The 24,652-nt window shown below is 68.4% G+C and carries 21 protein-coding genes and 1 pseudogene; 9 read left to right on the top strand and 13 right to left on the bottom strand.

Annotation, left to right across the window (positions count from 1 at the left end; translation table 11 throughout):
* Positions 1 to 85: 85 nt before the first annotated feature.
* From ACZ6DL_RS17035 to ACZ6DL_RS17010, 6 genes and pseudogenes are all read right to left on the bottom strand, one after another.
* Positions 86 to 1,048 (bottom strand): hypothetical protein, encoded by a 963-nt coding sequence (locus tag ACZ6DL_RS17035; RefSeq protein ID WP_466052058.1) that lies wholly within the window; start codon positions 1,046 to 1,048, stop codon positions 86 to 88.
* A gap of 243 nt (positions 1,049 to 1,291) precedes the next feature.
* Positions 1,292 to 1,692, bottom strand: a pseudogene (locus ACZ6DL_RS17030) (hypothetical protein); the annotation flags it as partial.
* Between the two features lie 234 nt (positions 1,693 to 1,926).
* Positions 1,927 to 2,868, bottom strand: a complete 942-nt coding sequence (gene ligD / locus ACZ6DL_RS17025) for a non-homologous end-joining DNA ligase (protein WP_466052676.1) — start codon at positions 2,866 to 2,868, stop codon at positions 1,927 to 1,929.
* Between the two features lie 142 nt (positions 2,869 to 3,010).
* Positions 3,011 to 4,216 (bottom strand): site-specific integrase, encoded by a 1,206-nt coding sequence (locus ACZ6DL_RS17020; RefSeq protein ID WP_466052056.1) that lies wholly within the window; start codon positions 4,214 to 4,216, stop codon positions 3,011 to 3,013.
* A gap of 175 nt (positions 4,217 to 4,391) precedes the next feature.
* Positions 4,392 to 5,984 (bottom strand): amidase, encoded by a 1,593-nt coding sequence (locus ACZ6DL_RS17015; RefSeq protein ID WP_466052054.1) that lies wholly within the window; start codon positions 5,982 to 5,984, stop codon positions 4,392 to 4,394.
* A gap of 800 nt (positions 5,985 to 6,784) precedes the next feature.
* Entirely contained in the window at positions 6,785 to 7,927 is a 1,143-nt protein-coding gene (locus ACZ6DL_RS17010) for an epoxide hydrolase family protein (RefSeq protein WP_466052052.1), read from the bottom strand.
* 288 nt (positions 7,928 to 8,215) lie between these two features.
* Between ACZ6DL_RS17010 and ACZ6DL_RS17005 the strand changes: the two genes are divergently transcribed.
* The 3 genes from ACZ6DL_RS17005 to ACZ6DL_RS16995 all read left to right on the top strand — a co-directional run bounded on the left by ACZ6DL_RS17005 (position 8,216) and on the right by ACZ6DL_RS16995 (position 11,594).
* On the top strand, positions 8,216 to 9,169 hold the full coding sequence (locus ACZ6DL_RS17005; protein ID WP_466052050.1) for a coiled-coil domain-containing protein: 954 nt from the start codon (positions 8,216 to 8,218) through the stop codon (positions 9,167 to 9,169).
* A 344-nt stretch (positions 9,170 to 9,513) separates the two neighbouring features.
* The gene (locus ACZ6DL_RS17000; protein ID WP_466052048.1) at positions 9,514 to 10,110 is read left to right on the top strand and encodes an HdeD family acid-resistance protein; all 597 of its coding nucleotides are present in this window, start codon (positions 9,514 to 9,516) and stop codon (positions 10,108 to 10,110) included.
* A gap of 53 nt (positions 10,111 to 10,163) precedes the next feature.
* Positions 10,164 to 11,594, top strand: a complete 1,431-nt coding sequence (locus ACZ6DL_RS16995) for a S8 family peptidase (RefSeq protein ID WP_466052046.1) — start codon at positions 10,164 to 10,166, stop codon at positions 11,592 to 11,594.
* 662 nt (positions 11,595 to 12,256) lie between these two features.
* On the opposite strand, the gene ACZ6DL_RS16990 is transcribed toward ACZ6DL_RS16995, so the two are convergent.
* Entirely contained in the window at positions 12,257 to 13,153 is an 897-nt protein-coding gene (locus ACZ6DL_RS16990) for a sterol desaturase family protein (RefSeq protein WP_466052044.1), read from the bottom strand.
* A 47-nt stretch (positions 13,154 to 13,200) separates the two neighbouring features.
* A complete protein-coding gene (locus ACZ6DL_RS16985) occupies positions 13,201 to 14,007 on the bottom strand; it encodes an AraC family transcriptional regulator (protein WP_466052042.1) in 807 nt (268 codons plus the stop codon).
* Between the two features lie 56 nt (positions 14,008 to 14,063).
* Here ACZ6DL_RS16985 and ACZ6DL_RS16980 point away from each other — a divergent pair, with 56 nt between their 5' ends.
* From ACZ6DL_RS16980 to ACZ6DL_RS16970, 3 genes are all read left to right on the top strand, one after another.
* A complete protein-coding gene (locus ACZ6DL_RS16980; RefSeq protein ID WP_466052041.1) occupies positions 14,064 to 14,201 on the top strand; it encodes a hypothetical protein in 138 nt (45 codons plus the stop codon).
* A gap of 185 nt (positions 14,202 to 14,386) precedes the next feature.
* Positions 14,387 to 15,418 (top strand): alpha/beta hydrolase, encoded by a 1,032-nt coding sequence (locus tag ACZ6DL_RS16975; protein ID WP_466052039.1) that lies wholly within the window; start codon positions 14,387 to 14,389, stop codon positions 15,416 to 15,418.
* Positions 15,419 to 15,583: 165 nt separating this feature from the next.
* Positions 15,584 to 16,768 carry an alpha/beta fold hydrolase gene (locus ACZ6DL_RS16970; RefSeq protein ID WP_466052036.1) on the top strand — a complete coding sequence of 395 codons (1,185 nt, stop codon included), beginning with the start codon at positions 15,584 to 15,586 and terminating at the stop codon, positions 16,766 to 16,768.
* A 311-nt stretch (positions 16,769 to 17,079) separates the two neighbouring features.
* Here the strand turns inward: ACZ6DL_RS16970 and ACZ6DL_RS16965 are convergent, their stop codons facing one another.
* From ACZ6DL_RS16965 to ACZ6DL_RS16955, 3 genes are all read right to left on the bottom strand, one after another.
* Positions 17,080 to 17,916 carry an alpha/beta fold hydrolase gene (locus ACZ6DL_RS16965; RefSeq protein WP_466052035.1) on the bottom strand — a complete coding sequence of 279 codons (837 nt, stop codon included), beginning with the start codon at positions 17,914 to 17,916 and terminating at the stop codon, positions 17,080 to 17,082.
* Positions 17,913 to 18,503 carry a TetR/AcrR family transcriptional regulator gene (locus ACZ6DL_RS16960; protein WP_466052033.1) on the bottom strand — a complete coding sequence of 197 codons (591 nt, stop codon included), beginning with the start codon at positions 18,501 to 18,503 and terminating at the stop codon, positions 17,913 to 17,915. Before ACZ6DL_RS16960 ends, ACZ6DL_RS16965 begins: the two co-directional genes overlap by 4 nt.
* 382 nt (positions 18,504 to 18,885) lie before the next feature.
* Positions 18,886 to 19,542, bottom strand: a complete 657-nt coding sequence (locus tag ACZ6DL_RS16955; protein WP_466052031.1) for a hypothetical protein — start codon at positions 19,540 to 19,542, stop codon at positions 18,886 to 18,888.
* Between the two features lie 18 nt (positions 19,543 to 19,560).
* Between ACZ6DL_RS16955 and ACZ6DL_RS16950 the strand changes: the two genes are divergently transcribed.
* On the top strand, positions 19,561 to 19,815 hold the full coding sequence (locus ACZ6DL_RS16950; protein ID WP_466052030.1) for a hypothetical protein: 255 nt from the start codon (positions 19,561 to 19,563) through the stop codon (positions 19,813 to 19,815).
* A gap of 50 nt (positions 19,816 to 19,865) precedes the next feature.
* Here ACZ6DL_RS16950 and ACZ6DL_RS16945 read toward each other — a convergent pair whose 3' ends face one another.
* Positions 19,866 to 20,726, bottom strand: a complete 861-nt coding sequence (locus ACZ6DL_RS16945) for a haloalkane dehalogenase (RefSeq protein WP_466052028.1) — start codon at positions 20,724 to 20,726, stop codon at positions 19,866 to 19,868.
* An 85-nt stretch (positions 20,727 to 20,811) separates the two neighbouring features.
* Positions 20,812 to 23,610, bottom strand: a complete 2,799-nt coding sequence (locus ACZ6DL_RS16940) for an ATP-binding protein (RefSeq protein ID WP_466052026.1) — start codon at positions 23,608 to 23,610, stop codon at positions 20,812 to 20,814.
* 276 nt (positions 23,611 to 23,886) lie between these two features.
* On the opposite strand from ACZ6DL_RS16940, the gene ACZ6DL_RS16935 reads away from it, so the two are divergent.
* Both ACZ6DL_RS16935 and ACZ6DL_RS16930 read left to right on the top strand, forming a co-directional pair.
* Positions 23,887 to 24,243, top strand: a complete 357-nt coding sequence (locus ACZ6DL_RS16935) for a VOC family protein (RefSeq protein WP_466052024.1) — start codon at positions 23,887 to 23,889, stop codon at positions 24,241 to 24,243.
* Positions 24,244 to 24,298: 55 nt separating this feature from the next.
* Positions 24,299 to 24,613, top strand: a complete 315-nt coding sequence (locus ACZ6DL_RS16930) for a hypothetical protein (RefSeq protein WP_466052022.1) — start codon at positions 24,299 to 24,301, stop codon at positions 24,611 to 24,613.
* Positions 24,614 to 24,652: the final 39 nt, after the last annotated feature.

The raw sequence follows: 24,652 nt of genomic DNA, 5'->3' as shown, positions 1-24,652 counted from the left end.
GTCATGATGGGTGCTCAGTCAGCGCGATCAGCGGCATGTGCGGACATCCGGATCAGCGACGGCTGTCAACACACCTGCCAACGTGTTACTCGCTACGAGATACCTTGCCCTGAAGCCGAGAGTCGCTCGTTCCGCCGTAATCCTGATAGTGATAGGTCGCCGAAACCACCCGGCTACTGCCGGCCTCACACTTCGGATCGCGCAGGCGAGTAAACGCGAACCCGTTGCCGGTACCAGGCTGATACAGCAGCAATTCAGTTGCCGGCGGGCCCGACCGAAATGGCAGCTCGTCTCGGAACGAAATCGCGGTCGGCGGGGTGGTTTCGATGCTGCCCGTGCCGTTACCCAGAGTGACCAGGACCTTGAACACGTTGTCCGGCCCGTCCTTCGGCGGATACCACTGTGTCACGTCGCCCGTATAGACGGTCGTCTGCCCCTCGTCCGTCCAGTCCGACACTTTCCTGCCGCAATCGGGGTTGGTGACGAGCCCAGCCAGGACACCTGACGGGGTGCCGCTGCCTGCGATCAGCGGCGGAATCGTGACCACCGCACTGACGAGAATGGCAACTGCCAGCACCGCGCCGCCTCGCATCGAGGCGGCACGCGTCCGACCGGATCGATTGCTATACAGGTGCACGAAGGCTGCGGTGAACGCTGCGGCAACTGCGAAGCAGGCCGCGGCGACGCTCGTGTCGAGGCGTCCGGGTAGCTCCGGCTTGTAGTCGGACAAGTACAGCTCGGTTCCCACCCACTGAGCGAAAAAACTGGCAATCATTCCACCCGCGATGGTGCCGCCAGGCGCGAACCAGTATGGCAACAGCCCGAAAAGGCCAGTGACGACCAGCACCGGGGTGATCACAAACAGGAACGGCCAATAGACCGTGAAGTTGGCGGCGAAGCGGCCACCCGCTTCGAGATCTGCTCCCGGCCCAGAGAACAGTCCGAGCCCGATCGTCAGCCACGCCGCAGCCAGCGCGCCGACGGCAACGACCTGCAATATGTACGCGAGACGGTTCAAGCGATTCCACGATGTATCACGAGCAAACACGCGGTCACTATATCGACCAGTTATGTCCGATCAGGTGACCAAGTGTGGAGAAATCGTGCAGGTCCGGTAGGGACTCCGAAGTCGCGGAGCCCCAACCTATTCAGAGGACATCGCGAGTACAGCAGGATCGGCGGCAATTCAGATACGCCCAGCGCTGGCCACTAGCCTCGCCAATGGTGTTCGCCCCATGTCACGGGCGGCGCAGCGAAGGCAGGTCGTGCGGGTCGCAGCGCTCGCCGCCCCGACCAGCAACACTGTGCGCCGCTTCGGCGGACCGCCACGAGTGGGCTTGCCGCAGCGCACCGACACGCAGCCGAACCGCCCGAACTGCGGGACCTGCGGATTGCGGCGCAGATCCACCATGTCCAGCATCGACACCTCGCTGCGCCGCAGACCGAAGGCGTAGCACGTCTTCAGTCGCAAAACAGCCGTAGTGATCTCGTAGTTTCGCAACGTCGACAACCGTATCGATGTCTGGCCAGATATCAGATGACTTGCCCATGCCTCGGCCTCACCCGGATTCCATTGCCATGATAAAGATTCGAAAACGTGGCGAGACTGCGTACGAGCCGCAGCCGCAGGCGAATCGTGCCTTTCTCGTTCAGGAACCGAGCGCGCTGTTGGCGCGCCCAGCCTTCCAGCATCGCCTCGAACACCGCTTCTTCGGCGTTCAAGTGCACCACGTTGCTCGCTAGAACCAGCCGCGCCGACCCCGGAGCCTCGTCCACCGGAATGTTGTATCAGATGCAACCAACATTGATGCATCCAGTGCAGAAGCGCAGGTCGGCAACGCCGAGATCGAAGGGTTCGCTCGCGAGAAAACCGATCTACCAGTATAAACGTAGTGATCAATCAGCAATACAGCGTTGCACCTGATGCTATGAAGGCACTTTCGCCTCATGCGGGGTCTTGTCCGGGCGCAATCCGCGCCAGCTGGGGTGGCGCAGGCCCTCGGGGGTGGCTTCGCGATATTCGATGTCGGCGACGAGGACGGGTTCCACCCAGTGCGCGGACGCGGCGAGCACGCGCGGCGGGGGAACGTCGAAAGGAGTATCCGGGCGGGACAATTCGTCCAGGCGTGCTTGCAGGGCGCGACGATCGTGCATGGTCCACCCGGTGCCGACGTTGCCGATATGCACCAACTGGTCGTGGTCGTCGTAGGCGCCGAGCGCGAGCGAACCGAACGTCGTGGAGAAACGCCCTGTGCCGGGCAGCCAACCCGCGACGACGACCTCCGTCGTCCTACGCAGCGGCGTCTTGATCCACCACGGGGAGCGGCGGCCGGGGTAGTAGGCGGAATCCAGACGCTTGGCGACGATTCCCTCCAGACCGTGCTCGCGGGCGACCTCCATCAGCAGGTCGGGGTCGACATCGGTGTAATGCGGCGGGGTGCGGGCCGACGGCCGGTCGAGCGCGAGCCCGGCCAAGCGCTCGCGGCGCTCGGTATAGGGCAGATTCAGGAGGACCTCGTCGTCGGCGGCCAGCACATCGAAGGCGAGATATTGCGCCGGGAACCCGCGCAGCAACTCCGCGCTGGGCGAGACCACATGCATCCGCCGCTGCAAGCGACCGAACGACGGCGCCCCCGTCCTCGGATCGGGCGCGACGATCTCCCCGTCCAGGATCAGCTCGCCGCGCTCGCCCAGATCCGCCAGCGCCGCCGTGAGCTCGGGAAACGACCCGCTCAGATCACGTTTGTTGCGACTGTAGAAACGGCAGTCCCCGTCCCGGCAGCGCGCGATGGCGCGAATGCCGTCCCATTTCATCTCGAATGCCCATCGGCCGTGTTCCCGCGGTGGCCGTCCGGAGACGGCCAGCATCGGCGCCGGCACTGACAGCACACATCCAGCATATCTTCAGATTCACCGCAATTTGACCGACGGCACGCATTCCAACTGCACTTACGTCGGGATATCGGTGAGAATTGTCCGCTCGATCTCTCGGGTGGCAAACTTTCTGCGGTCACAATCCGAGCTTGGTGACCGCGTTGTCTTCGAGTGGGTTGGCGGTGCGGATGTAGCCGTGGACGGTGCGCGGGTTGGACCAGCGGCCTTGGCGCATGATCTCGCGGTCGCTGGCGCCGCCGAGCGCGGCCTGGGTCGCGAATCCGGCACGCAGCGAATGGCCGGAGAACAAGGCGGGGTCGAGCCCGGCCCGGGCCGCATAGCGCTTCACCAGTTCGGCGACCGCGCGCCCCGACATCGCGTGGGCGCCGATCGCGCCGTGGCGGGTGATGGTGGGAAAGAGCGGAAGGTCCGCATCGGTGAGCGTCGTGCCGGTGAAGCCGTGGCACCGGTGGATGTCGGCGGAGCTCGCCGGAAGATCGGCGAGCCAAGCGCGAACGCCCGAAGTGCTTGCGGCGGCGTGCACTTCGCGCAGCCGCAACCAATCGGCGAAGGCGCAGACCGGGCAGGTGGCGGGGCGGCGGCCACGCGGAAGGGCCACGCGCTGTTCCGCGGCGCCGGTCGGGTCGGTCTTCGTCGCGGGCAGCCGGATCAGCAGGATCGGTTCGCCGGTCGTGTGGTCGAGGCCCACCTCGACGTCCCCGATGCGCAAACCGGCCAGTTCGCTGCGGCGCAACGCGCCGGCGAAACCGACGAGCAGTGCGAGCGCGTCCCTGCGGCGGGCGGGTTCGGTGGGCCAGCCCGGTTCGGGGAGCCCACCGAGCAGTTGGTCGAGGGTGTGCAGCAGGACGGGGCGTTTGCGTTTGGGTTGCGTGCGGCGGGTACGGCGGATACCGCGCAGCGTCAGGCGCACCACATCCGATCGCGTCGGCGACGGCAGGCCGTTGGCCGCGTGCACCGCCGCGATGGCGGCCGACTTGCGTTCCAGCGTCGCCGGACCGAACGCCCATTCGCCGGTGTCGCGGCGTGCGTCGGCGGCCGCGGCCAGATAGACCGCGACATCCAGCGCGTCGGCGGGCAATGCCTGGCGGCCCTCGGTGGCGCACCATGCCGACCACGCCACCCAGTCGGACCGGTAGGCGCGCAGCGTGTTCGCCGATTGGGACGCTTCCAGATAGCGGCGCAGCGAACCGGCTTGGCCGTCGTCGAAGCGATCACGCACCAACCGCAACGCCGCGGCATCCACCAATACGCTGCGCACCCCACGGCGCAACTCGGTGCGCACGGACTCGGGAACCGCGACCACGCTGGAACGATCGTCCATGGCTCGGCTCCCGCGTTCATATCGGTGTTCGGCTGTCCGCGCCGGAACGTCCGGCGCGAGAAATCAGCCTACGACACCACGGGAGCACGCCCGCGATCAGAAAGGTGCCAACGCGTCTCGGAGGCAACCGCTTCTCTCAGGGTGGCGCTGTGGAACCGTCTGTGCGAGCGGCTCGTCATTCGTCATCCGCGCCTCGTCCTCGACGGGCACCCGGTAGTGCGCCCTCTCGGGGTGCCCGGAAGCCGCCGATCTTCTGCTCGAGCAGTTCGGCCAGCCGCAGCGGGGTGCGGTCCTCGAACATCGGACCGATGAGCTGCACTCCCACCGGCAGCCCCTCCGGGGACCGGCCCGCGGGTATGGCGGTGGCGGGCAGGCCGGGCATGGTGGCCACACCGGCCCAGACGAGCTGGTCGAAGTACGGGTACTCGACGCCATCGATGTCGAGGTGCCGGTCCTCCAGATCTCCGTTGTGGTCGTGCGGGAAGGCGGGAGTGGGCGTGATGGGGCACACCACGGCATCGAACTCGGCGAAGAGCTGCCGCCAGCCCTGGCGGTGGAGTTCGCGACGGTTGTTCGCCTCGACCCAGTCGCGGTGGCTGAGCACCATGCCGCGCAGCCGCGCCGCATCGAGACTCCGGTCGTGCGCGCTCAGGGCGGCGGCGCGGGTCTGCAGCTGTTCGTACACGTCGACCGAAAGGCTCGTGGCGGCGTTCGACAACATCAACAGCATGTAGAGCGTCGCCGCTTCGGTCGGATCGGGCAGCAGCGGACTGCGCCGTTCGACGCGGGCGCCCTCGTCGACGAGCGCTTCGGCGACCCGGTTCACGCCCGCCCGCACCGCCGATCCGGTCGGAATGAGCGGATGGTCCTCGATGATCAGGACACGGAAGTCCGACAGCCGCTCGTGGCGCGCGGGCGGCAGTGCGACGTCGTAGGCGACGCCGTGGGTCAGCGGGTCCGGTCCGGCCATCACGTCGAGCAGCAGCGCGAGGTCGCGGGCGGTGCGCGCCATCGGACCGACGACGGCGAGGTCGAGGTCGATCGGCAAGGCCGGCGCGGGCGGCGCGACCATGCCGCGGGTCGGCAACAGCCCGAGTGTCGGCTTGTGTCCGTAGACGCCGCAGAAATGCGCGGGGGTGCGCAGCGAACCGGCGAGGTCGGAGCCGATGGACAGCGCGCCGAACCCGGCCGCCAGGGCCGCCGCCGAACCGCCGGACGACCCACCCGAGGTGCGGCCGTGATCCCACGGATTGTTGGTGGTGCCGTAGATCTCGTTGAAGCTCTGGAGATCTCGCAGCATCATCGGCACATTGGTCTTACCGAGCAGCACCGCGCCGGCCGCCTTCAGCCGCGACACCTGTACCGCGTCCTCGGTCGGCACATAGTTCGCGTATTGCGGTATGCCCCAGGTCGTGGGCAGTCCGGACATGTTGTAGCACTCCTTGACCGTCACCGGAATACCGAGCAACGGCCGATCCTCGCCGCGGGCGCGCGCCTCATCGGCACGGCGCGCGGCGGCCCGCGCACGGTCGAAATCCGGTACGCAGATCGCGTTGATCGCCTTGTCGTCCCGCTCGATACGCGCGATCGCCTCCTCGGTCAATTCCACCGATGTCACTTCACCAGCATGCAACGCAGCCGCGAGTTCTTCCGCCGACTGAAAATTCCGATCCATGAAATCCGACGCTATTGGCCTGCCGGAGAGGACATAAAATGCCGCTTCGCACAACGGCGAAGTCGAACGGACCACCCACACCGGTGGAGTCACACGCTCGTTGTGCCATCGAGGACGTCCCACCCCAGGTCACAGCGTCGGCAGCGGGCCAACTCCATGAGCGCAGGGCATAAGAATGCCGCGCCGTGCAACGGGATAGATGTCTCACTCATCCACGTTCCTCTCCCGGCCACAGACAATTCGCACGACCACATCGGCCATGACGACGCGCGGCGGGATCTGTATCAGCCTGCAAGCGCAGAAGACCTTCATCGGACACGCGCGCGTACTTCGCGAGGCTCCGTAAGGCGATAGCTCCTCAGCGCCGGATTCCGTACGAACGTTCTCGCCCGGGTTTGGTCGGTTCGACGGAGCGCCGGCACTTTCCTGCACGCCGGATCTCGGGAGACTGTCCCACAACCCCGCACCGCCGTCCTGGCGCAGATTCGCCGCGACCGCACCTCCGATGCCGGGCGGCGGGGGGACCGCGTCACTTTCTTCCCGGCCGACGCGGCGATCCGGCCCCATGCCGAGCCTTATCCGTTTGCCGAGCCTCTCGTCGGTCGGGTCGATCCTCATTCGACGAAATCTGCACCCACCCGGGGGTACCCAGTTTTTGATACGTTCCGTTGATATTTCGTTTCGTCACAACCAACGCTACGAAACGTATTTAGTCCGCGATCATCGAAGTGCCACACGCGATCTGACCCCCGATAAGGTTCACTTATCGGGGGTCAGGACTCGAGCGCCGACAAAGCCATCACGCCGGTGAGCGGGCCTGCCGGACAGCATCTGCCGAGGATTTCGCGCAGACCGGAGACAGGCGCTGGCGCGGATCGCGGCGAGTCGGCTTCCTATCTGCGGTATGCGCGGAACGTCGCGCGCAGGTCGTCGATGATGAGGTCGGGTTCTTCCATGGCGGCGAAGTGCCCGCCGCGCTCGAATTCGGTCCAGCGCACGATGTTGTGGTTTCGTTCGGCGATGCGGCGGACCGGGATGCCCAGGTCGTGCGGCATGACTGCCACGGCGACCGGGACATCGGTCCGGGGTTCGGGCATTCCCCAGGTGGCGGCGCCTTCGTAGTAGTAGCGCGCCGACGAGCCCGCGGTGGCGTTGAGCCAGTAGATCATGACGTTGGTCAGCATCGCGTCACGGTCGACGGCGTCCTCGGGTGCGTCGGTGGAGTCGGTCCAGTCCTTGAATCGTTCGACGATCCAGGCCAATTGCCCCACCGGCGAATCGGCGAGCGCGTAGGACAGCGTTTGAGGGCGACTGGCTTGCAGCATCGCGTAGGCGCCGAGTTCGTACTGGGCGCGGCGCGCCAGTTCGAGGGCACGCTGTTCGGCAGGGTTGTCGGGGTCGGCGGTCTCGGCGGTGACGGTGGCGGAGGCGATCATCGTCAGATGCACCGCGACCAGGTGCTCGGCGTCGATCACCGCCAACTGCCGGGAGATCGCGGCACCGGTGTCTTCGCCGTGTGCGGCGTAGCGGTCGTAGCCGAGGCGGCGCATCAGTTCCGCCCAGGCCCGCGCGGCACGCGCGGTCGACCAGCCCACGGCGGGGCCGGAGAACCCGTACCCGGGGATGGTCGGCACGACGACGTGGAACGCGTCCTGCGTGTTGCCGCCGTGCGCCACCGGGTCGGTCAGCGGTCCGATCACCTCGAGGAATTCCACGATCGATCCGGGCCATCCGTGTGTGAGCACCAGCGGCAGGGCGTCGGGTTCGGACGAGCGGACGTGCAGGAAGTGCACGTCGTGGCCGTCGATCTCGGTACGGAACTGCGGGAAAGAGTTGAGCCGGGCCTCCTGGGCGCGCCAATCGTAGGTGTTGCGCCAATAGCCGGCCAGTTCCCTGGTGTAGTCGAGCGGGATGCCCTGCGCCCACCCTGCCTCGGGATCCGCGTCGGTCCAGCGGGTGGCGTCCAGCCGCCGATTCAAGTCGTCGAGCTGCTCTTGGGGGACGTCGATCCGGAAAGGGGTGATCTCTGTGCTCATGAGAATCACACTATGACGTACCTAGGACAAGTCCGGCCCTAGGATTTGTCGGACAAGGGGAAGCGCCGGGGTGCCAGGCGGCGGGTCGGGTTGCGACGCCACCGGGGCTACGATTCTGCGGTGTCGAAGGTGTGCAACTACCCGGGTTGTTCTCGTCCCATCACGAGCGCGGCAGGGCCTGGTCGTCCCTCGGAGTACTGCGACCGGGCCGATCACACGCGCTGGCGCGCGTGGCGGGAACGGCAACGGCAGCAACAGGAATCCGAAGCCGCGGCCGCTACCGTCACGGTGACGAAACCGGGGCCGGTGACCGTCGCACGGTTGCGCGCCGACGAGCTGCTCACCCAGTTCCGGGGACTGGCCGAACAGTTGAACACCACGCTGAATGCCGCCGTCGCGGAATTGTCCACGCTGGCCGACCCGGCGATCGCCGAGGCGCAGGTACAGGCGGTGCAGGTGGACGCGGCCCGGCGGATCGCCGAGGCGGAGGGCGCTGCCGTGGCGGCCGAGCAGGCGCGGCGGGAGGCACAGGAGGCCCGGGAACTCGCCGAATCCGCCGCCGACGACGCCGCCAGCGCCGCCGAGCAAGCCGAAGCGCTGATCGCGGAAGCGAATGCGGCGCGTGAGGACGCGCTACGCGAAGTCGAACGCGTCACCAAGCAGGCGGCCGACGACGTGTTCGCTGCCCGCAGCGCCGCGGAAGCCGAGATCCGCGGCGTGCGCCGCGAGTCCACCGAGCACGCCGAACGCGTCGAACAAGAAGCCGCAGAACGAGTTCAGCGCGCCGAACGCCGTGCGGAGACCGATATCGAGAACGCCCGGCGCGAAGCGTCGGCGCTGGTCGCGGCCGCCCACTCCGAACGCGATCTCGCCGTGCAGCGCGCGGCGGACGCCGAGCGAACGGCCGAACGCGCCGAGAGATCCGCCGCCGAGCGAGCCGAAGCCGCTGACGAGGCGCGCGCCGAATGGCGCAGAGTGCGTACCGAACTCGATGCCACCCGCGCCGAGCTCACCGAATTCCGACGCACCGCGGCGGCCGAACTCGCCACCGCCCGAACCGAAGCCGCCGCGGCTCTGGACAAGGTGCGCGCGGAAGCCGCCCAGCGTCTGGAAGCGCTCGACGAGGCCCGGGCGCAGACCCTCGCCCGCGCCGAACGCGCCGAAGCCCAACTCGACGAACTCCTCGCCGAAACGCGCCGCAAATCGCCCGCGACCGAACCTGTGTCACGCGACGACGCCTGATGGACGGACTTCTCCGACTCCGTGCGCACCGCCGACACATCTCTCTGGCAGAAGGATTCGGTTCGGCGCAGGACGATGCGCGCAACACGGACATCCCGGTAGATGGCCGAGTCGTACGACTCCATCGCCTCTTGGCCGGCCCCGGGGCGCGCCTGCCGAGGCGGGGATCGCCGGTCGGGGCAGTGCACCATGGCGCCTCGGTGCCGAGGCCACCGGCGTATTCCTCTCGTTCATCAAGTGATTCGGGTACGGCGACCTTCGGCTGTGCCCCCGGCATGGGCGACGATGCGGCCATGATGGGGCAAACGAGTCGCTAACCGCCGCTTCGGTCATATCATGTAGCTATGCCCGAGACCGAGATCGGAGGGCGTGCGGAGCCACTGGCCGGCGCAGCCCGGCAGACGGTATTGGTGGCCGGTGCCTGCTCGATGATCATGGGTGTGGCCCTAGCGGTGTGGCCGCACAAGTCGCTGCCGACAGCGGAACTGCTGTCCGGCGGCTACCTGCTGCTCAACGGTGTCCTACAGCTGGTGGTCGCGATCGGCGCCCGCTTCGTCACCGCGCTGCGAGTGCTGGTGCTGGTCAGCGGTGGGCTGTCGGCCCTGCTGGCGATGCTGTGCTTCGCGGGTGGGAATTCGACTCTGCTGCTGTCGTTCTGGATCGGATTGGCGTGGGCGATCCGCGGGATCTGTCACGCCACCGTGGCGGTATGGGTCGACGACCTGCCCGGACGCGGACGCCAAGAGCTGTTCGGACTGGTCACGCTGGTGCTCGGCGGGCTGGTGGCCGCGGTGCCGTTCGACTCGCCGGACGCACTGGGCTGGGTGGCCGGACCGTGCCTGCTCGCGATCGGGACAATGGAGGCGTGGTTCGCCGCGGGTACCCGGCGCGGCGTTGTCGCGATGCCGGGCATGGTGGCGACCATGCGCCTCGACGGCTGACCCCGGCACCCATCCGGTGGCGAGGCGTGCGGAATCCAGGTTGACTGGGCGCCATGGCATCCCAGCATTCCGAGCTCCGGTCACCCGCCGAGCTGATCGTGGTCGCCCGCGGCGCCGACACCGCGATCACGCCGATCGCCGTGCGCGACAGTCACAGCGCGCAAGCACGTCTGGAGGAATTGCTGCCGCCCGGCGGCGAACTGGTGCGCATCTTCGGACCGGCCAACCGCTTGGAGCGCCGGCTCGCCGGTAGCCCGCATCTGGAGACCGGTGCGGAATATCTGAACTACTTCTACGTCACCGGTGTCACCGGCGAACTCGACGAGCTGGCCGCGCGGTTGCGGGCCGCCGAGGAGGTGGCGGCAGCCTATGTGAAGCCGCCCGCCGAACCGCCGATCGCACCGGAGGGCGTTCGAGCGATCACGGGCCGCTCCGCTGCCGAGGCGCCGCCGGTGACGCCGGATTTCGTCGTGCGGCAGGGGTATCTGGACGCCGCGCCGCAGGGCGTCGACGCGCGGTGGGCCTGGACTGTTCCCGGGGGGCGGGGGACCGGCGTGCGAGTGGTGGATGTCGAGGGCGCGTGGCGGTTCACCCACGAGGATTTGCGGGTCAACCAGGGCGGTGTGATCGGAGGCAGCCCCTCACCGGAGCAGGGCTGGCGCGACCACGGCACCGCGGTCGCCGGTGTGATCAGCGGTGATGTGAATGCCCACGGCATCACCGGCATCGTGCCCGAGGCCTACATCCGCGCGGTGTCGATCTTCGGAACCGGATCGGCGACCGCGATCCGCTCGGCCGCGGACACGCTGAACCCCGGCGACGTGCTGCTGCTCGAACTGCACCGGCCGGGACCGCGTTTCACCTATGCCAACCGCCCGGACCAGCGCGGCTACATCGCGATCGAGTGGTGGCCCGACGACTTCGCCGCGATCAGGTACGCGATCGGCAAGGGCGTGGTCGTGGTGGAGGCGGGCGGGAACGGCGGCGAAGACCTCGACGCCGCGCTCTACGACAACCGCCCGGCGGAGTTCCCGAGCACATGGCGCAATCCGTTCCGCGGTGGCGAGGCCGACTCCGGGGCGATCCTCGTCGGAGCCGGTGCACCCCCACCCGGTTTCCACGGCCGTGACTACGGCCCGCCCCGCTCCCGCTTGTCTTTCTCCAACTACGGCGAACGAATCGACGTGCAAGGGTGGGGTCTGGAAGTCACCACCACCGGGTACGGCGATCTGCAAGGCGGTCCCGACGAGGACCTCTGGTACACCGACGTGTTCAGTGGAACCTCGAGCGCCTCCCCGATCGTAGTCGGCGTCGTCACGAGCTTCCAAGGCATGAGCGCGGCCGCGGCCGGACGCAAGACGCCCGCCGAAGTGCGTACGCGGCTGCGGGAAACCGGCTCTCCGCAAACCGATGCGCCGGAACGGCCCGTATCCCAGCGCATCGGCAACCTGCCGGACCTGAAATCGATGATCCTGCCACGGTGAGCCGTCGAGGTGGCGCTCGGAAACACCTGTACGCCCGCGCAGCGAGAGCTGATTCCGCTGGGTGGAATTCACTGAGAACATAGTTGCCTGGAATGGAATCAGGAGCGCGGACCCAGGCGAGTGGTGGCTGACCGCCCGCCGGAATCCGCTGCGGCCCGCCGACCGAGGGTGCTGGTAAGAACCTTGTCACCAGGTACATGAGCGCCGTGGGTGCTACGTCCGTGGCGCGGCGCCGCTGATGATGCGGTGGATGGTAGATCCGTTCGCGCGGAACACCGAGCGCGAGGGAGCTGGTCGGTCTGGATCTCTACGTCTTGTTCGTCGGTGGAGCAGCGGCAGAATCCGACGCGGAACAGCTCACCCATGTCGAAAGTGTTCCAGATAGCGGGGTTCACCGGGACGGTTCACCGAACACCTCTACGGAACACCCGTGAGCTGGGACCGGGCCCGCGCCGCCTGGTGTTCCGGTGGCCGATCGTCTAACGGAACGCTGGCCGGACGCCCGGAACCAGCAGCCGGCTGCCAGACAGCTGACACGGCGCGCTGGGCGTGGTCAAAGGATCGGCAAGTCAGGAGGTATCTGCAGGGGCGACACCGGGCGGAATCGGTTCTCGCCCCGAACCTCCCGTTCTGCGCCGCCGCCGGAATCGGAAGCGTCGCGTCTATGTGTTCGTGGTGGTCGTCCCGCAGCCGCCCGCGGCGGTGAACGGGTGGATCAGCTGGCGGGCGTAGTCGACCGGGTAGTCGGGTTTGGCCGCCATGCCGAGCTGTTCGGAGGTGAAGCGCCGGCCGGGATCGTAGGAGTAGGTGCGGTAGAGGTGGTCCCAGAGCAGGGTGAACAGCCCGAAGTTCACGTCGCCGATACCGGCCCACTTGAGGTGATGGAAGCGGTGGCCCGCGTTGAGCGCGAGGACGTATCCGGCGGGACCGACACGGTAGTCGGCATTGGAGTGCTGGAGCAGCAGCTGGATCGCGACGGCGAGGGCGAGGACGGAGGCCACGTCGACGGGCAGGCCGAGCAGGATCAGCGGCGCGACGCCGGCGGCCATCTCGACGGTCTGGTGGACGGGATGTTTCATCAGGCCGTTGAGTCCGTAGAACCGGATGACGCTGTGGTGCACGGCGTGGAATCGCCACAGCAGCCCGATCTTGTGACTGGCCAGATGCACCGTGGTGATGCCGAAGTCGGCGATCAGTACGGCAAGGAGGACCTGTCCGGCGAAGGGCAGCTCGCCGGGCCAGATCCGCGCGTTCGGGACGATCGCGGCCAGCAGCGGAATGGCGGCGACACTGATCAGGATCAGGGTTTCGTTGACCGTCGCGTGGATGCGGTCGCGGCGACTGTCGCCGAGGTCGTGGTTCCAGCCCTGCTCGTACGGGATGATCCGTTCGGCCAGAAACGAGGCTGCGATCGCCGAGGCCAGGATCGCGAGGAGCCAGTATTTCGGGGCGCCCGCAGCCGAGAGGGCGATACCGAGCCCGTTGAGCCCGAGCAGCATGAACGGTACATAGGCATACCGCGTGATCCGTTGTGCCGCCAACAGTATGGTCGTGTGCATGCGTTGAGCGTGCTGGCTCGACACCGCATCCGGCTTGAACGAATCGGCTATCGCGAATCGTTGTGCCAGGACAGGTTCCGGCTCAGCGCCGAGGGCGGCAGGCCGAAGGTCTCCCGGCAGGTGCGAGTCAGGTGGGCGCTGTCGGCGAACCCGGCGGCGTGCGCGGCGGTGGTGAGGTCCGCGCCGCCGGCCACCGCGTCCCGCGCGATCATCAGCCGCAACCAGAGCACGTAGCGGCGCAGCGGCAGCCCGACCTGAGCGGTGAAAAGATGTGTCAGTCTGCTCGCCGAAATGCCAACGCGGGCGGCGAGATCGGCGGTGCGAACGGTCCCGGAGGCGACGACGACCGGCAGGCAGTGCAGCGCGGAGGCCACCGCCGGGTGGCGGACGGCGTGGGAGACGGCCGTGCTGTGCGGCGCCAAGATCGCCATCAGTTCGGTGACGACCACGGCCACCGGCGCATCCTGATCGGGCAGGGACAGCGCCGGTCCGCCGGACCAGCCGGCGGTGTGGGCGCGGTGCGTGGCGGCACGGCCGGCGGTGCTGTCCGGATCGAGGAACACCGCGATACCTGCGGGGGCGCCGCGCAGAACGCGATGCGATGCATCGGCGGGGATGATCATGTGGGTACCGGTGCACTCGGCGTGGTCGCCGGCAACGGTGATCGGGCCGGCCCCGACTATCACCTGGACGGCGTGGTGGGCGTGGGTGCCGGTCGGTCCGATCGATCCGCTGAAGGCGAGCACACCGGGACGCAGCAGGACCTCGCCGCGCCAGGGCTGCGGGACGGTGCGCTCGTCAATGGTGGCGTCGGGAGCCTGCGTCCCGCATGCCGCCGAACGGAGTGGTGACACCGTACGTAGCGTACGTGCAGCATCATCCCCTGATGTGCGTGCGGCAGGTTGTGGCAGTGATTCATCCAGATGCCCTGATCCGGAATCGAGGGATGCCCGCGCTCGCCGAACTGCTGCACGCCATCCGGGTGATCGCAGACGGCGACGCCCTGCTGGTCGCCATCGCCTACCAGACCGGGCTGACCCAGCCCTAGCTGCGGCAGCCCGCGACGGCGATCGCATTCGTCCGGCACCACCGCCACGCGGCTCGGTCCTCGTCGACGTCCGCGCGGCTACGACCTCCCGCGCAGACGTTTGCGATCTGCGTACGGGGATCGACGTAGACAGTGCCGACCGCTGACGGACGCGGGACGTGCCCACCGGATCGAGAATCGATGGCGTGAAAGGCAAAGTTCCACTGCGAGTTCGTATTCTGTCCGCGCTTACCACCGAGCCGGACTGGGATTCGATCACCCCCGAACAGATCATCGAGGTACGTGAGGCTCAGGCCCACAAGCGCCGCTCGGCACTGGGCAGACTGGTCACCGGCAAGCCTGATCAGCGCGCACGCATCACCACGCACACACTCGATCTCCCACAACGACGCGTGGACGTGCGGGTCTACCGGCCCGACCGGGAAGACTCGGCGCTGCCTTTGATCATTGCGTTCCACGGCGGCGGATTCCTCGGCGGTGCACCGGATCAGGACGATTGGCTGCTCGGACACTTGGCGGCGAACCTTCCGGCCGTGGTCACCTCCGTCGACTACCGGCTGGCCCCCGAACATCGGATCGGCGCATTCGTCGAAGACGCCCACGACGCCGCGGCCCAGCTGGCCGAATCAGCCCCGGCGTTCTGCGCGGACCCCGCCCGAATCGCCCTGCTGGGCGCCAGCGCGGGAGCCACGCTCGCGGCGCTCACTGCGATCCACGCCCGCGAACTCGGGCTGGCGGTACGGGCGCAGGTGCTGATAAATCCGCAACTCGATTGGACCGACCGTATATTCGACTATCACTCGTTCACCGAGAACGCGGACGCACCGAGCCCGACGCCGGCCTTCTGCCGTGCCATGCTGCGTTTCGCGATTCCCGAACCGTTCGATCGCACGACGATCACCCCCCTGCTGCGTGACGACCTCGCGGGGGCGGCCCCGGCGCTCATCCAAGCCGCGGGGCTGGACCCGCTGGCGGACCAGGCCCCGGCCTACGCCGACCGCCTGCGGCAGGCGGGCGTCGACGCGACGCTGACGCACTATCCGGAGGCGGTGCACGCCTTCCTTTCCATGCCCGGACTGGTTCCCGCGGCCCGGCCGGCCCGCGCCGAGATCCTCGGTTACCTCCGGACCCACCTGCTGGCACGGCCCGGCGAGCAGACGTGCCCGCCTCAGTCGCCGAATCCGGCGGCGATCCGGCGGGCTCACGGCGGTTCGTGAAAGGGCACCGTTCCCGTTCGGGCGAGCGGGCCGACATCCGTAGTCGCTCGTGCCCGCGAGTGCGGTGTGCCGACTCCGGCCGCCGGTTGAGGGCTACGGCCGGTCGGCGAAGCGGCCATACCCGGCACCTTCCTTTCGTTCAACCCATTACATGAAAGGCGTTCTATGCGAAACACGACAACCGGTCCAGGCGTGCGGATCGCCGTACTACGCGCGATTTCGGCGCTGCTGGTCGCCGGATGCGCGGTACCGGCCGCAGGAGTGGCAGCGGCGGACCCGGTGGCTTCGAGCGGCCCCGGAACCATCGTGTCGTCCCGGTCGCTGGAGGCGACCGAACTTATTCCCGCCGCGGGCGAGGGGTATCGGCTCGTCTATCGAACCACCGGCCGCGACGGCGAGCCGGCGATCAGCGGCGGAAACGTCTACCTGCCCGCCGGGACTGCACCGCCGGGCGGGTGGCGGGTGGTGTCCTGGGCGCACGGCACGAGCGGGATGGCACAGGGGTGTGCACCCAGTCTCCTCGGCGGGATCGCGGATACACACGACGAAACACCGCAGCTGACCGACCTGCTAGCCCAGGGGTACGCCGTGGTGGCCACCGACTACATCGGGCTCGGGGCGCCCGGGCGCTACGAGTATCTTTCCGGGCGCGCGGAAGGACACGCGGTGCTCGATATCGTCCGAGCCGGCCGCCTCGTCGAGCCGGACCTATCGGATTCCTATGCGCTGGCCGGACATTCGATCGGCGGGCATGCGGTGTTGCACGCGGCACAGTTGTCTTCGAGCTACGCACCGGAACTCGATCTGCGCGGCACCGCCGCATTCGCTCCGACGAGCAACTACGAGCAGTTGATCTCCGCGCTCTCCGGACCGGACCTGGCTGTGCCGTTCCCCGCGGGACTGCAGCTCAGGGTCTTGATGATCCTGGCCGGCCTCGACCACGCGCATCCGGAGCTGGGGGTCGCCGACCACCTGAGCGAACGAGGCAAACATGTGGTGGCCATCGCGGAGTCCGCGGAAGACTGCCTGAGGTCAGCGGAACAAGCCCTCACCGGTCGTCCCTTCAGTCAGCTGTTCGCCGAACCCCTGTCCGATCCGGCCCTGACAGCCGCACTCCGCGAGTACATGGCCGCGCCCACGACCGGCTACGACCGGCCGCTGCTGCTTCTGCAGGGCGGAGCCGACACTGTGCAACCGATCCCGACCACCGTCCTGCTCCAGCAACAACTCGAACGAAGCGGCACCGAAAGCCGCCTGCTTGTCTACCCCGCGGCCGACCACTTCACGCTCTTGCCGCACGCCCGCCACGATACAGCCGCATTTCTCGCCCACATGCTGCCGAGCCGCTGACCCACCGGTGGGATCCGCAGCGCCGCTTCTTTCACCATGTCGATCAGCGGCACCACTCCCCACCGGGTTCCGACCTGGGATTTCGGTTTGCGCAGGTTGCGCGCCCCGCTCGCACGCGACCAACTCCGGTTCCTTGCCCAGCAATGTCCACCGGTCGATCAGCTCGTCCTGGTCCAGCTCCTCATCACGGCCGGCAAGCTACACCCCCCATCAACGAGCGCGGGGCCGCTTTTACGCCAGCTTCATGTACCAGGTGACACGATTCTTACCGGCACCCCGACCGGGGGTATCCGGGCCCGACCGGTTGTCGCTCAGTTCACGCGGGCGGCCAGCAGCAACTCGAGCATCAGCTGGACGAAGTCGTCAGGCGCGTCGGTGAATCCGCTGTGCCCGCCGGGGAACTCGGTCAGCGGGATGTTCAGTTGCTCGGCGAGGGTCTGGGCGGGACGGTACGGGAGTTTGCCCCTGCTTTCCCGGCCCGCCCCCAGTACGAGCCGGTCGGTGACCGGTTCCAAAGCCACCACGTCCGGGAGGTGGGACGTGATCGTGCGCAATTCGTGTCTCATGTTGCGCGGCGCGTTGGCGTGCAGACGTTCGATCATCGCCGCCGCCCGCGGTGCGAGCTGGGCGGCATCGGGCATCCGCACGCCTCCGCCGATCCCCTCGAGAAAACGCGCGCCCGCGGCGGCGAGGCCCTCGGTCTCGAACAATTCGTACACTTCGTCGACGAACGCCTTGTGCTCGGCGGCGTCGGGCAGCACGCCGAAAGACGGCGGCTCGTGCGCGATCACCAGCCCCAACCGCTGGGGATGGCGGGCGAGCAGGTCCAGCGCGACCACCGCGCCGCCGCTGCCGCCGAAGACGTAGGCGTCTTCGCCCGCGGGTGTGAGGTGCTCGAGGAGCAAGTGAGCGTCCTCGCTCTGCACCTCGACCTCGATATCGGCCGGTGGGCCGGGCTCGAGCACGCTGCGCGAGTAACCGCGCGGGTCGATGGTGACCACGGTGAAGTGCTGGGCGAGAGGCTCGAGAATGGGATCGAAGACCGCCGCGTCGCCTCCGCTGCCCGGCAGCAACAGCAGCACCGGTCCGGCGCCGCTCACCTCGTAGTACAGCGTCGCTCCCGGAACCTGCAGGGTGCCGGATCTCATGGTTGCTCCTTGTCGTTGTCGTCGGTCGGCCACTGCTCGAGGGTGAGGTGCAGGGCGTCGATGATGCGTTCCCAGGAGTCGGCGGTGGAGCGGGCGTGCCCGAAGCCACCGGTCGCCTCCAGAACGCTGTATCCGTGAAAGGTGCTGCGCAGCAATCGGACCGCGTCGGTGCTGTCGGGTTCGGCCAAACCGTAGGCGCGCAGCATGCCGTAGGTCAGTTCGATGGCGCGCAGTGCGCCGGTCGTGGTGTGCGCCATTTCGGGATCGAATGGGAGCTGGGTCGCGGCGTAGCGCCCGGGGAAACGCAAGGCGTAATCCCGCCAGGCGTGGGCGTAGGCGGCCAGTGCGTCGCGTCCGGCGCGACCGGCCACCGCAGCGGCGATCAGCTCGGTCTTCTCCGTGGCCGCCAGGGCGGCTACTCGCGCGCGGAGATCCCGGAGATTCTTGACGTGGGAATACAGGCTCGCGTCCTGGACGCCGAACCGCTTGGCCACCGCCGACATCGTGACATTGTCCAACCCGACTTCGTCGGCGAGATCGGCCGCGGCGAGCGTGATCCGCTCCGCGGTCAACCCTGCTCGAGCCATCGTGCACACCTCCGAAAAACTAGTCTGTCTAGTTTATAACCTAGGTACCCTAGGTTTGGCAATGTGAGCCGGCCGACCCGGTCGGCGTTGTTTCGCACACCGCGAGAAAGCGACCGGTGCGCGGCTATGAGTCCGCGCGGTCTCGAACCGGCTGTGAGTGCGTACGACTGCGTGCCGCCGGGTATCCGACCCGTCGTAGCGAAGCCGACCGCTTCGTCGGCGCGGCACTGGCGACGAGACGGACCACTGGCCGAGTCGTATGCGGGCCGCTCGGTCGGTCCGAACAGTCATCCGTGTCAGCGGAAGGCCGACGAGGATGTCGTTGATCTCGACGTGACAGGGGCGGCGAACGAATCGTCCGCTGCGAGAGAACGATTCTGGTTCAAGAACTCGGCTGAGCCGGCGTGCGGACGGCTATCTCGCCGCTCAATGCGTAGTCGCCGGACAGGCGTAGTCCGTCTCCGCTCCAGAATCGGCCCGGGTCGTACCAGTCGGGGCTACGGTGCGAGGGCAGCAGTCCCATCGCTTGATAGGTGGCGGCGACGATTTCGGCGCAATACGCGTTCTCCAGTTCCCGGGCAGCCGATCGACTCGGCGCGCGGCGGGGGAGGCGGGCACGGCCGCGTAGCCAGCGCCCCGCCATGCCCGCGGTGGTCGGGAACGGAGTGCCGTCGAGGCGGGCGATGGCACGCAGCGCGCTGTCTTCCATCTCCCGGCTGACCGAAGGGTCCAACTGGCGCAACCAGGCCCGCTGACCGTAACGGTGCGCCCACACGAGCACGGCGTCACGCAAGTTGTGCAGCTGAGCGCCACGATGGGCGGTTCCCGACCACATGTCGGTCAGGGATCGTCCCAGTTCCGCGTGCCAGATCAGTGCGGGCAGATCGTCGATCACGACGGACATCCCGACATGGTTCACCGGGCTGTTCGTCGTCATCCGGATCACCCGGTCGGCCGTGGAATGCCCACGGAAAAGCCAGATGTCGCCCGTTCTGGCGACCTCGACCGCTCGGTCGAGACTGATGCCCGTCCCCGTCATGGTCGTAGCCTATGCGGTATGAGGTGGTGGAAGGCAGTGGGATTGGCGGGTGCGGCCGGTGTGGTTGCCACCGGTGTCGTGGTGGTGCGCGCCGAGCGCCGCCGCCGCGCCTATACCCCCGACCAGGTTCGCGAACAACTGCACGCGCGATTCGCCCAGGCGACATCGGTCCCGGAAACCGTCGGCACCGCTGCCGCGGAACCGCGGGGCGTCACCGGGATCGGCGGGCGTATCCGACGATGGTTCCGTCGCCGGTCCGAGCAGGACGACTAGGCGCGACGAGTCGAGCGGCACCGGATCGATGTGACGCTCGTCGAGCGTGTTCACGGGAACCGCTGCGCGATCGCGGCCGCGATCACGTCCGGTGCGTGTTCCTGGATGAAGTGCCGCGCGCGCGGCAGCTCGACTACGTCGAGATCGCGGAAGGCGGCGCGCATTCGCGGGATGCAGGCGTTCGGGCGGAACACCATGTCCCGCATTCCCCAGACCAACAGGGTCGGTTTGTCGCCGAGCAGGACGGGCACGTCTCGGGCCAGTTTGTCCAGCAGCGGACCTGCGGCACGAATTTCCCTGGGGGTCACGGCGAGTGCGGCCCGGGCTTCCGCGGTGGGCTGCACCATGCGATAGTGGTCGGCCTCGGCCGCGGTGAGCTTGCGCCCCAGTTCGGCGAGCAGGACGCGCTCGACGAGAAAGTTCTGCTCGAGTATCCGCCGCTGCATCGGAGTGCTGCTCATGATCATGCTGAAAACCCGATTGGCCATCGCTTCGGTGGGCCAGAACGAGGTGTTGCCCAGCACGATCCCTCTCACCCGATCCGCACGCGCGGTGACCGCGCCCAGCCCGATGGGTCCGCCCCAATCCTGTCCCATCACAACGAACCCGTCGAGCCGCAGGTGATCGATCAGCTCGCCGAGGACCGCGGTGTGCTCGCCGATCGTGTAGCCGAAATCAGCGGGACGTTCGGATAATCCGAAACCGGGATAGTCGACGGCGATGCACCGATACCGGTCGCGGAGGTCCTTCACGATGTGGCGGTAGAGGAAACTCCACGTGGGGGCGCCGTGACAGAACAGCAGCGGCGGCCCGGACCCCTCATCGATGTAGTGAACCCTGCCGACGGACGAGTCGAACCACCGCGACTCGAAGGGGTACAGATTCCCGTCGGGAACGAAGTCGATCAGCATTGGGCCCTCCCTCCCTCCGGGACAGGCTACCTCTGATGCGCCCCCGCCCGCCGGGGCCATCCACCGGCCCCCGCGCCGCAACGGCTTACGAAACGAGGGGAGCCATCGGGGCCAAGCCGAGATCGGCGAGCGCGGCCGCGCCGCGGGCGGCATGATCGCCGCCGGCGAGCACCTCGGTCCGCGCCGACTGGTAGCGGCTACCGGCGGCGTCGAACGCGGCTGCGGTCGCGAGCAACCGCTGCCGGTCACCGGCGTGCAGTGCTTCGGCTCGCTCCACGATGGCGCCTGCGACAGGGTTTCCGGCGACGATGGTCTTGGCCTCGGCCAAGCGGTCGCCGGCATCGGAGGCCCCGGCGAGTACGGCCGCCTCGGCCCGCAGCGCCACATACCAGTGCAGCCAGATCCACGTGACCCATCTCCACACCTCACCGGGCTCGGCCGCCAGCCGTTGCAGCGCTTCGGTTGTCTGCCCGCGGTGGAGCATGGTGAGTGCGTCGAAGACCGCGCCGTATCCGTGGGTCTGTGCTGGTGGCGTGCCGAACCGGTGCAGCGCAGCGTCCCATTCGCTCCAGGCGGCGTGGTCGCCGCGCAGGTCGTGGATCATCGCCACACCGGCTACCGCAGGTCCCAGGACCGACTTGGCGGGGTTGCCTGCCCGCTGCCACGCGTCCAGGAACCGGACGCTGTGGGTGAGTACCTCATCGACGTTGCCCGCCAGGGCGTCGGTCACCAGTAGCCAGCTCGTCGCACGATGGCCGACCTCGGCGAGCAAAGGATGATCCGCGAGCTGGCGCGCCCATCGGCGCGCGCCGCGCAGGTCCCCCGCGCCGAGCTCGGCCTCGGCCGCCTCCCCGAGCGCGTCGATCAGCTCGTGGGTGTCGGCCGGGGTGTTCGTGGTGGACTCCAGCAGCGCCATCCGCCGCCGCGTGATGTCCGCGGCGGCGAAAGCGTCACCGGCCAAGCTGTGGGCACCGGCGAGAGTGTCGAGAGCGGCGGACTCGGCCAGCGGGTCGCCCGCGCGGTGCGCGAGTTCGACCGCCCGTTCGGCACGCTCGATGGTGTGCGCCGCAGCATCATCGGGGGAGTGCCGGCCGGTGAGGGCATCGGTGAGCGCCTGCCCGGTGTCGGCCAGCGCCACGGCGGCCTGGGCGGCCGGGTCGTCCCCGGCGAGCTGCCGCGCCTCGGTGATGAGTGCGGCCGCCTCCTGCGGCGGCAGGGGCCGGACGAACTTGCTCGCGAACCGGTACGCGTCGGCGGCTGCGGTCGCCAGGTCGCGGGCGGCGCCGGCGCGGTCACCGGATCGGAGGGCGGCGTCGGCGGCCGCGCGGCGCAGGCGGTGCATGTCGTCGCCCCGCATCTGGCACCCGGCCGCGGAAGCGGCGTGGCGCAGCATCGAGGCGGCGGTGGCCGGGTCGTCCGCGAGCGCGGCCGCCTGCTCGTAGCGCATCTGGGACTCGCCGATCAGATTGCGGGTGAAGCACAGTTGCGCCAGCTGCCGGGCGAAGCGGGCGGCCTCCGCGCGCTGCTGAGGCCGGTCACCCGCCCACGCCATAGCGGCGCGGAAGTCGTCGGCCACCGCGTCGAATCGTGGCCGCCAGTCCGCTCCCACCACCGCCAGCTCGGCGGCCGCGGCCAGGCACCAGCTCAGGTGACGGGACCGGATGTCGTCCAGCTCACCCGCTTCGGTGAGCCGCTCCATCCCGTACTGGCGGATGGTTTCCAGCGCACGGTATGCGGTACCGCTCGGGGATGCCGTCACCACCAGCAGGCTCTGCTCGGCGAGCCGGGCCAGGCCGTCGGCGACAACGCTCCTCTCGCTGGCGGCCACCTGTGCCGCGGCCGCGACGGTGAACGACTTCATGAATACCGACACCCGGCGCAGCAGCACTCGATCGTCCGGCTCGAGCAGGGTGTGACTCCAGTCCAGCGCTGCCCGCACCGAGCGGTGCCGGTCCTCGGCGCGCGAGCCCCCCGCCAGCATCCGCAGCTGGTCGGACAGTCCGGCTTCGAGGCCGTCGAGCCCGAGTGTGGTCCAGCGGGCGGCGGCCAGTTCGATCGCCAGCGCCACCCCGTCCAGCCTCGCACAGAACGCGGCGACATCGTCGCGCAGCGCATGATTCGGCGGCCAGCCGCCCGCGGCCGCGCGGTCCATGAACAACTCGACCGCATCCGATGCGCCCTCGCCGGTCAGTGACATCGGCGGGACGGCGTACACCCGTTCGAACGGAACCATCAGCCGGGCCCGGCTGGTCGCGAGCACCGTGACGCCAGAGCACGTCGCGAGCAGCCGTTCGACGAACGGCGCCACCCCGTCCCGCACGTGTTCGCAATTGTCGAGCACCAGCAAGGCACGACGGTCGGCCAGCGCGGCGGGCACGGTCTCGTCCATGGCACGGCCGGGTTGCTCGCCGAGGCCGAGTGCGAGGGCGACCGTGCCGGCGACCACGCTGGTATCCGCGCTGGTGATCGGGACCAGGTCGACGAACCACACTCCGTCGGAGAACTCGCCCGCGATCTGCGCGGCCACCGACAGCGCCAGCCGGGTTTTGCCCACTCCGCCGGGGCCGACGGCGGTCACCTGCCGATGTTTCGTGATCATCTCGGTCAGCTCGGCCCGCTCCCGCGCCCGGCCGACGAACGAGGTCAGCGGTGTCGGCAGAACCGGCGCCGGGTGCGTCCGGTCGGTGCGAGGCCGATCGGACGCTCGCTGGGCGAGTGCCCGCCGATCCGGCACCTCCAGCTTGCGCAGGAGCGAGGAGACATGGCTCTCCACGGTGCGCACGGAGATGAACAGCCGCGCCCCGATCTCGGCGTTGCTGAAATGTTCCCCCACCAGCGCCAGCACCTCGGCCTCCCGAGCCGAGATCTCCACCGTCGCCGCCATGGCACCGATTCTGCCGTACGCGCGCCGCACTCATACTCCGCGGTCGGTTTCCGGTGGTGGGGAGCTGATTCCGGCCTGTCCGCGCCCCTCACCACGGACCACTTCCGCGCGGCGCCCCAGCACCCACCGTGGGCGATCCGTGCCGCGTTCCGTGGTCGGTTCCGTGGTCGCCACGGATGTGCGCCGGCGGCGCCGAAGGAGATGCTGTGAGCACGTTCGGTTCGCCTCGACAGGCGGGTACCGGGAACAACCAGACCGACGAGTTCAGGAGTGATCATGACCAGCTCTTCCACCCAGGGAATCAAGACCGTGCTGCATCCGGTGGCCGACCTGGCGGCGGCCAAGGCGGTGTATGCCGCCCTGCTCGGCGTGGCGCCGCAGACCGACACGTCCTACTACGTCGGTTTCGAGGCCGAAGGCCAGCACATCGGGCTGGTGCCCGGCGGCGGCCCGCAGGGCATGACCGCACCGGTGGCCTACTGGCACGTGCTCGACGTCGAGGCGAAGCTGGCCGAGTTGACCGCCGCGGGCGCCACGGTGACGGAGCACGCGCACGATGTGGGCGGCGGCCGCCTGGTGGCCACCGTCACCGACACCGACGGCAACGTGCTCGGGTTGATCCAGGACCGCTGAGCGCCGTATCCCCCGCCACCACCTCATCCACGAACGCAGCGAAGGAAACCAGCTCATGACCACGCAGCAATCCGCTACCCGTACCACCGCGAAGACCAAGGCTTCCGTCGGATTCACCGACGAGGAACGAGCCGCGATGAAAGAACACGCCCAAGAGTTGAAGACGGCCGCGCGCCGCGGTTCCCGAGCGGCCAAGGCGGACGGGGAGAACGACGTGCTCGCGAAGATCGCGGGGATGCAGGAATCCGATCGGGTCATCGCCGAACGACTGCACGCCATCGTCAAAGCCTGCGCTCCGCAGCTGTCGCCGAAACGGCTCTGTCGCACTTTCGGTGGTGGGCTATCCGAGCAGGATCCGGTGTCTGAGTAGCTGGAATCCGGCACGGCCGTACATTTGCCGCTTGAGCAG

The organism is Nocardia sp. NPDC041819 (genome assembly GCF_055590505.1).
This window is presented reverse-complemented; position numbering and strand designations above follow the sequence as displayed.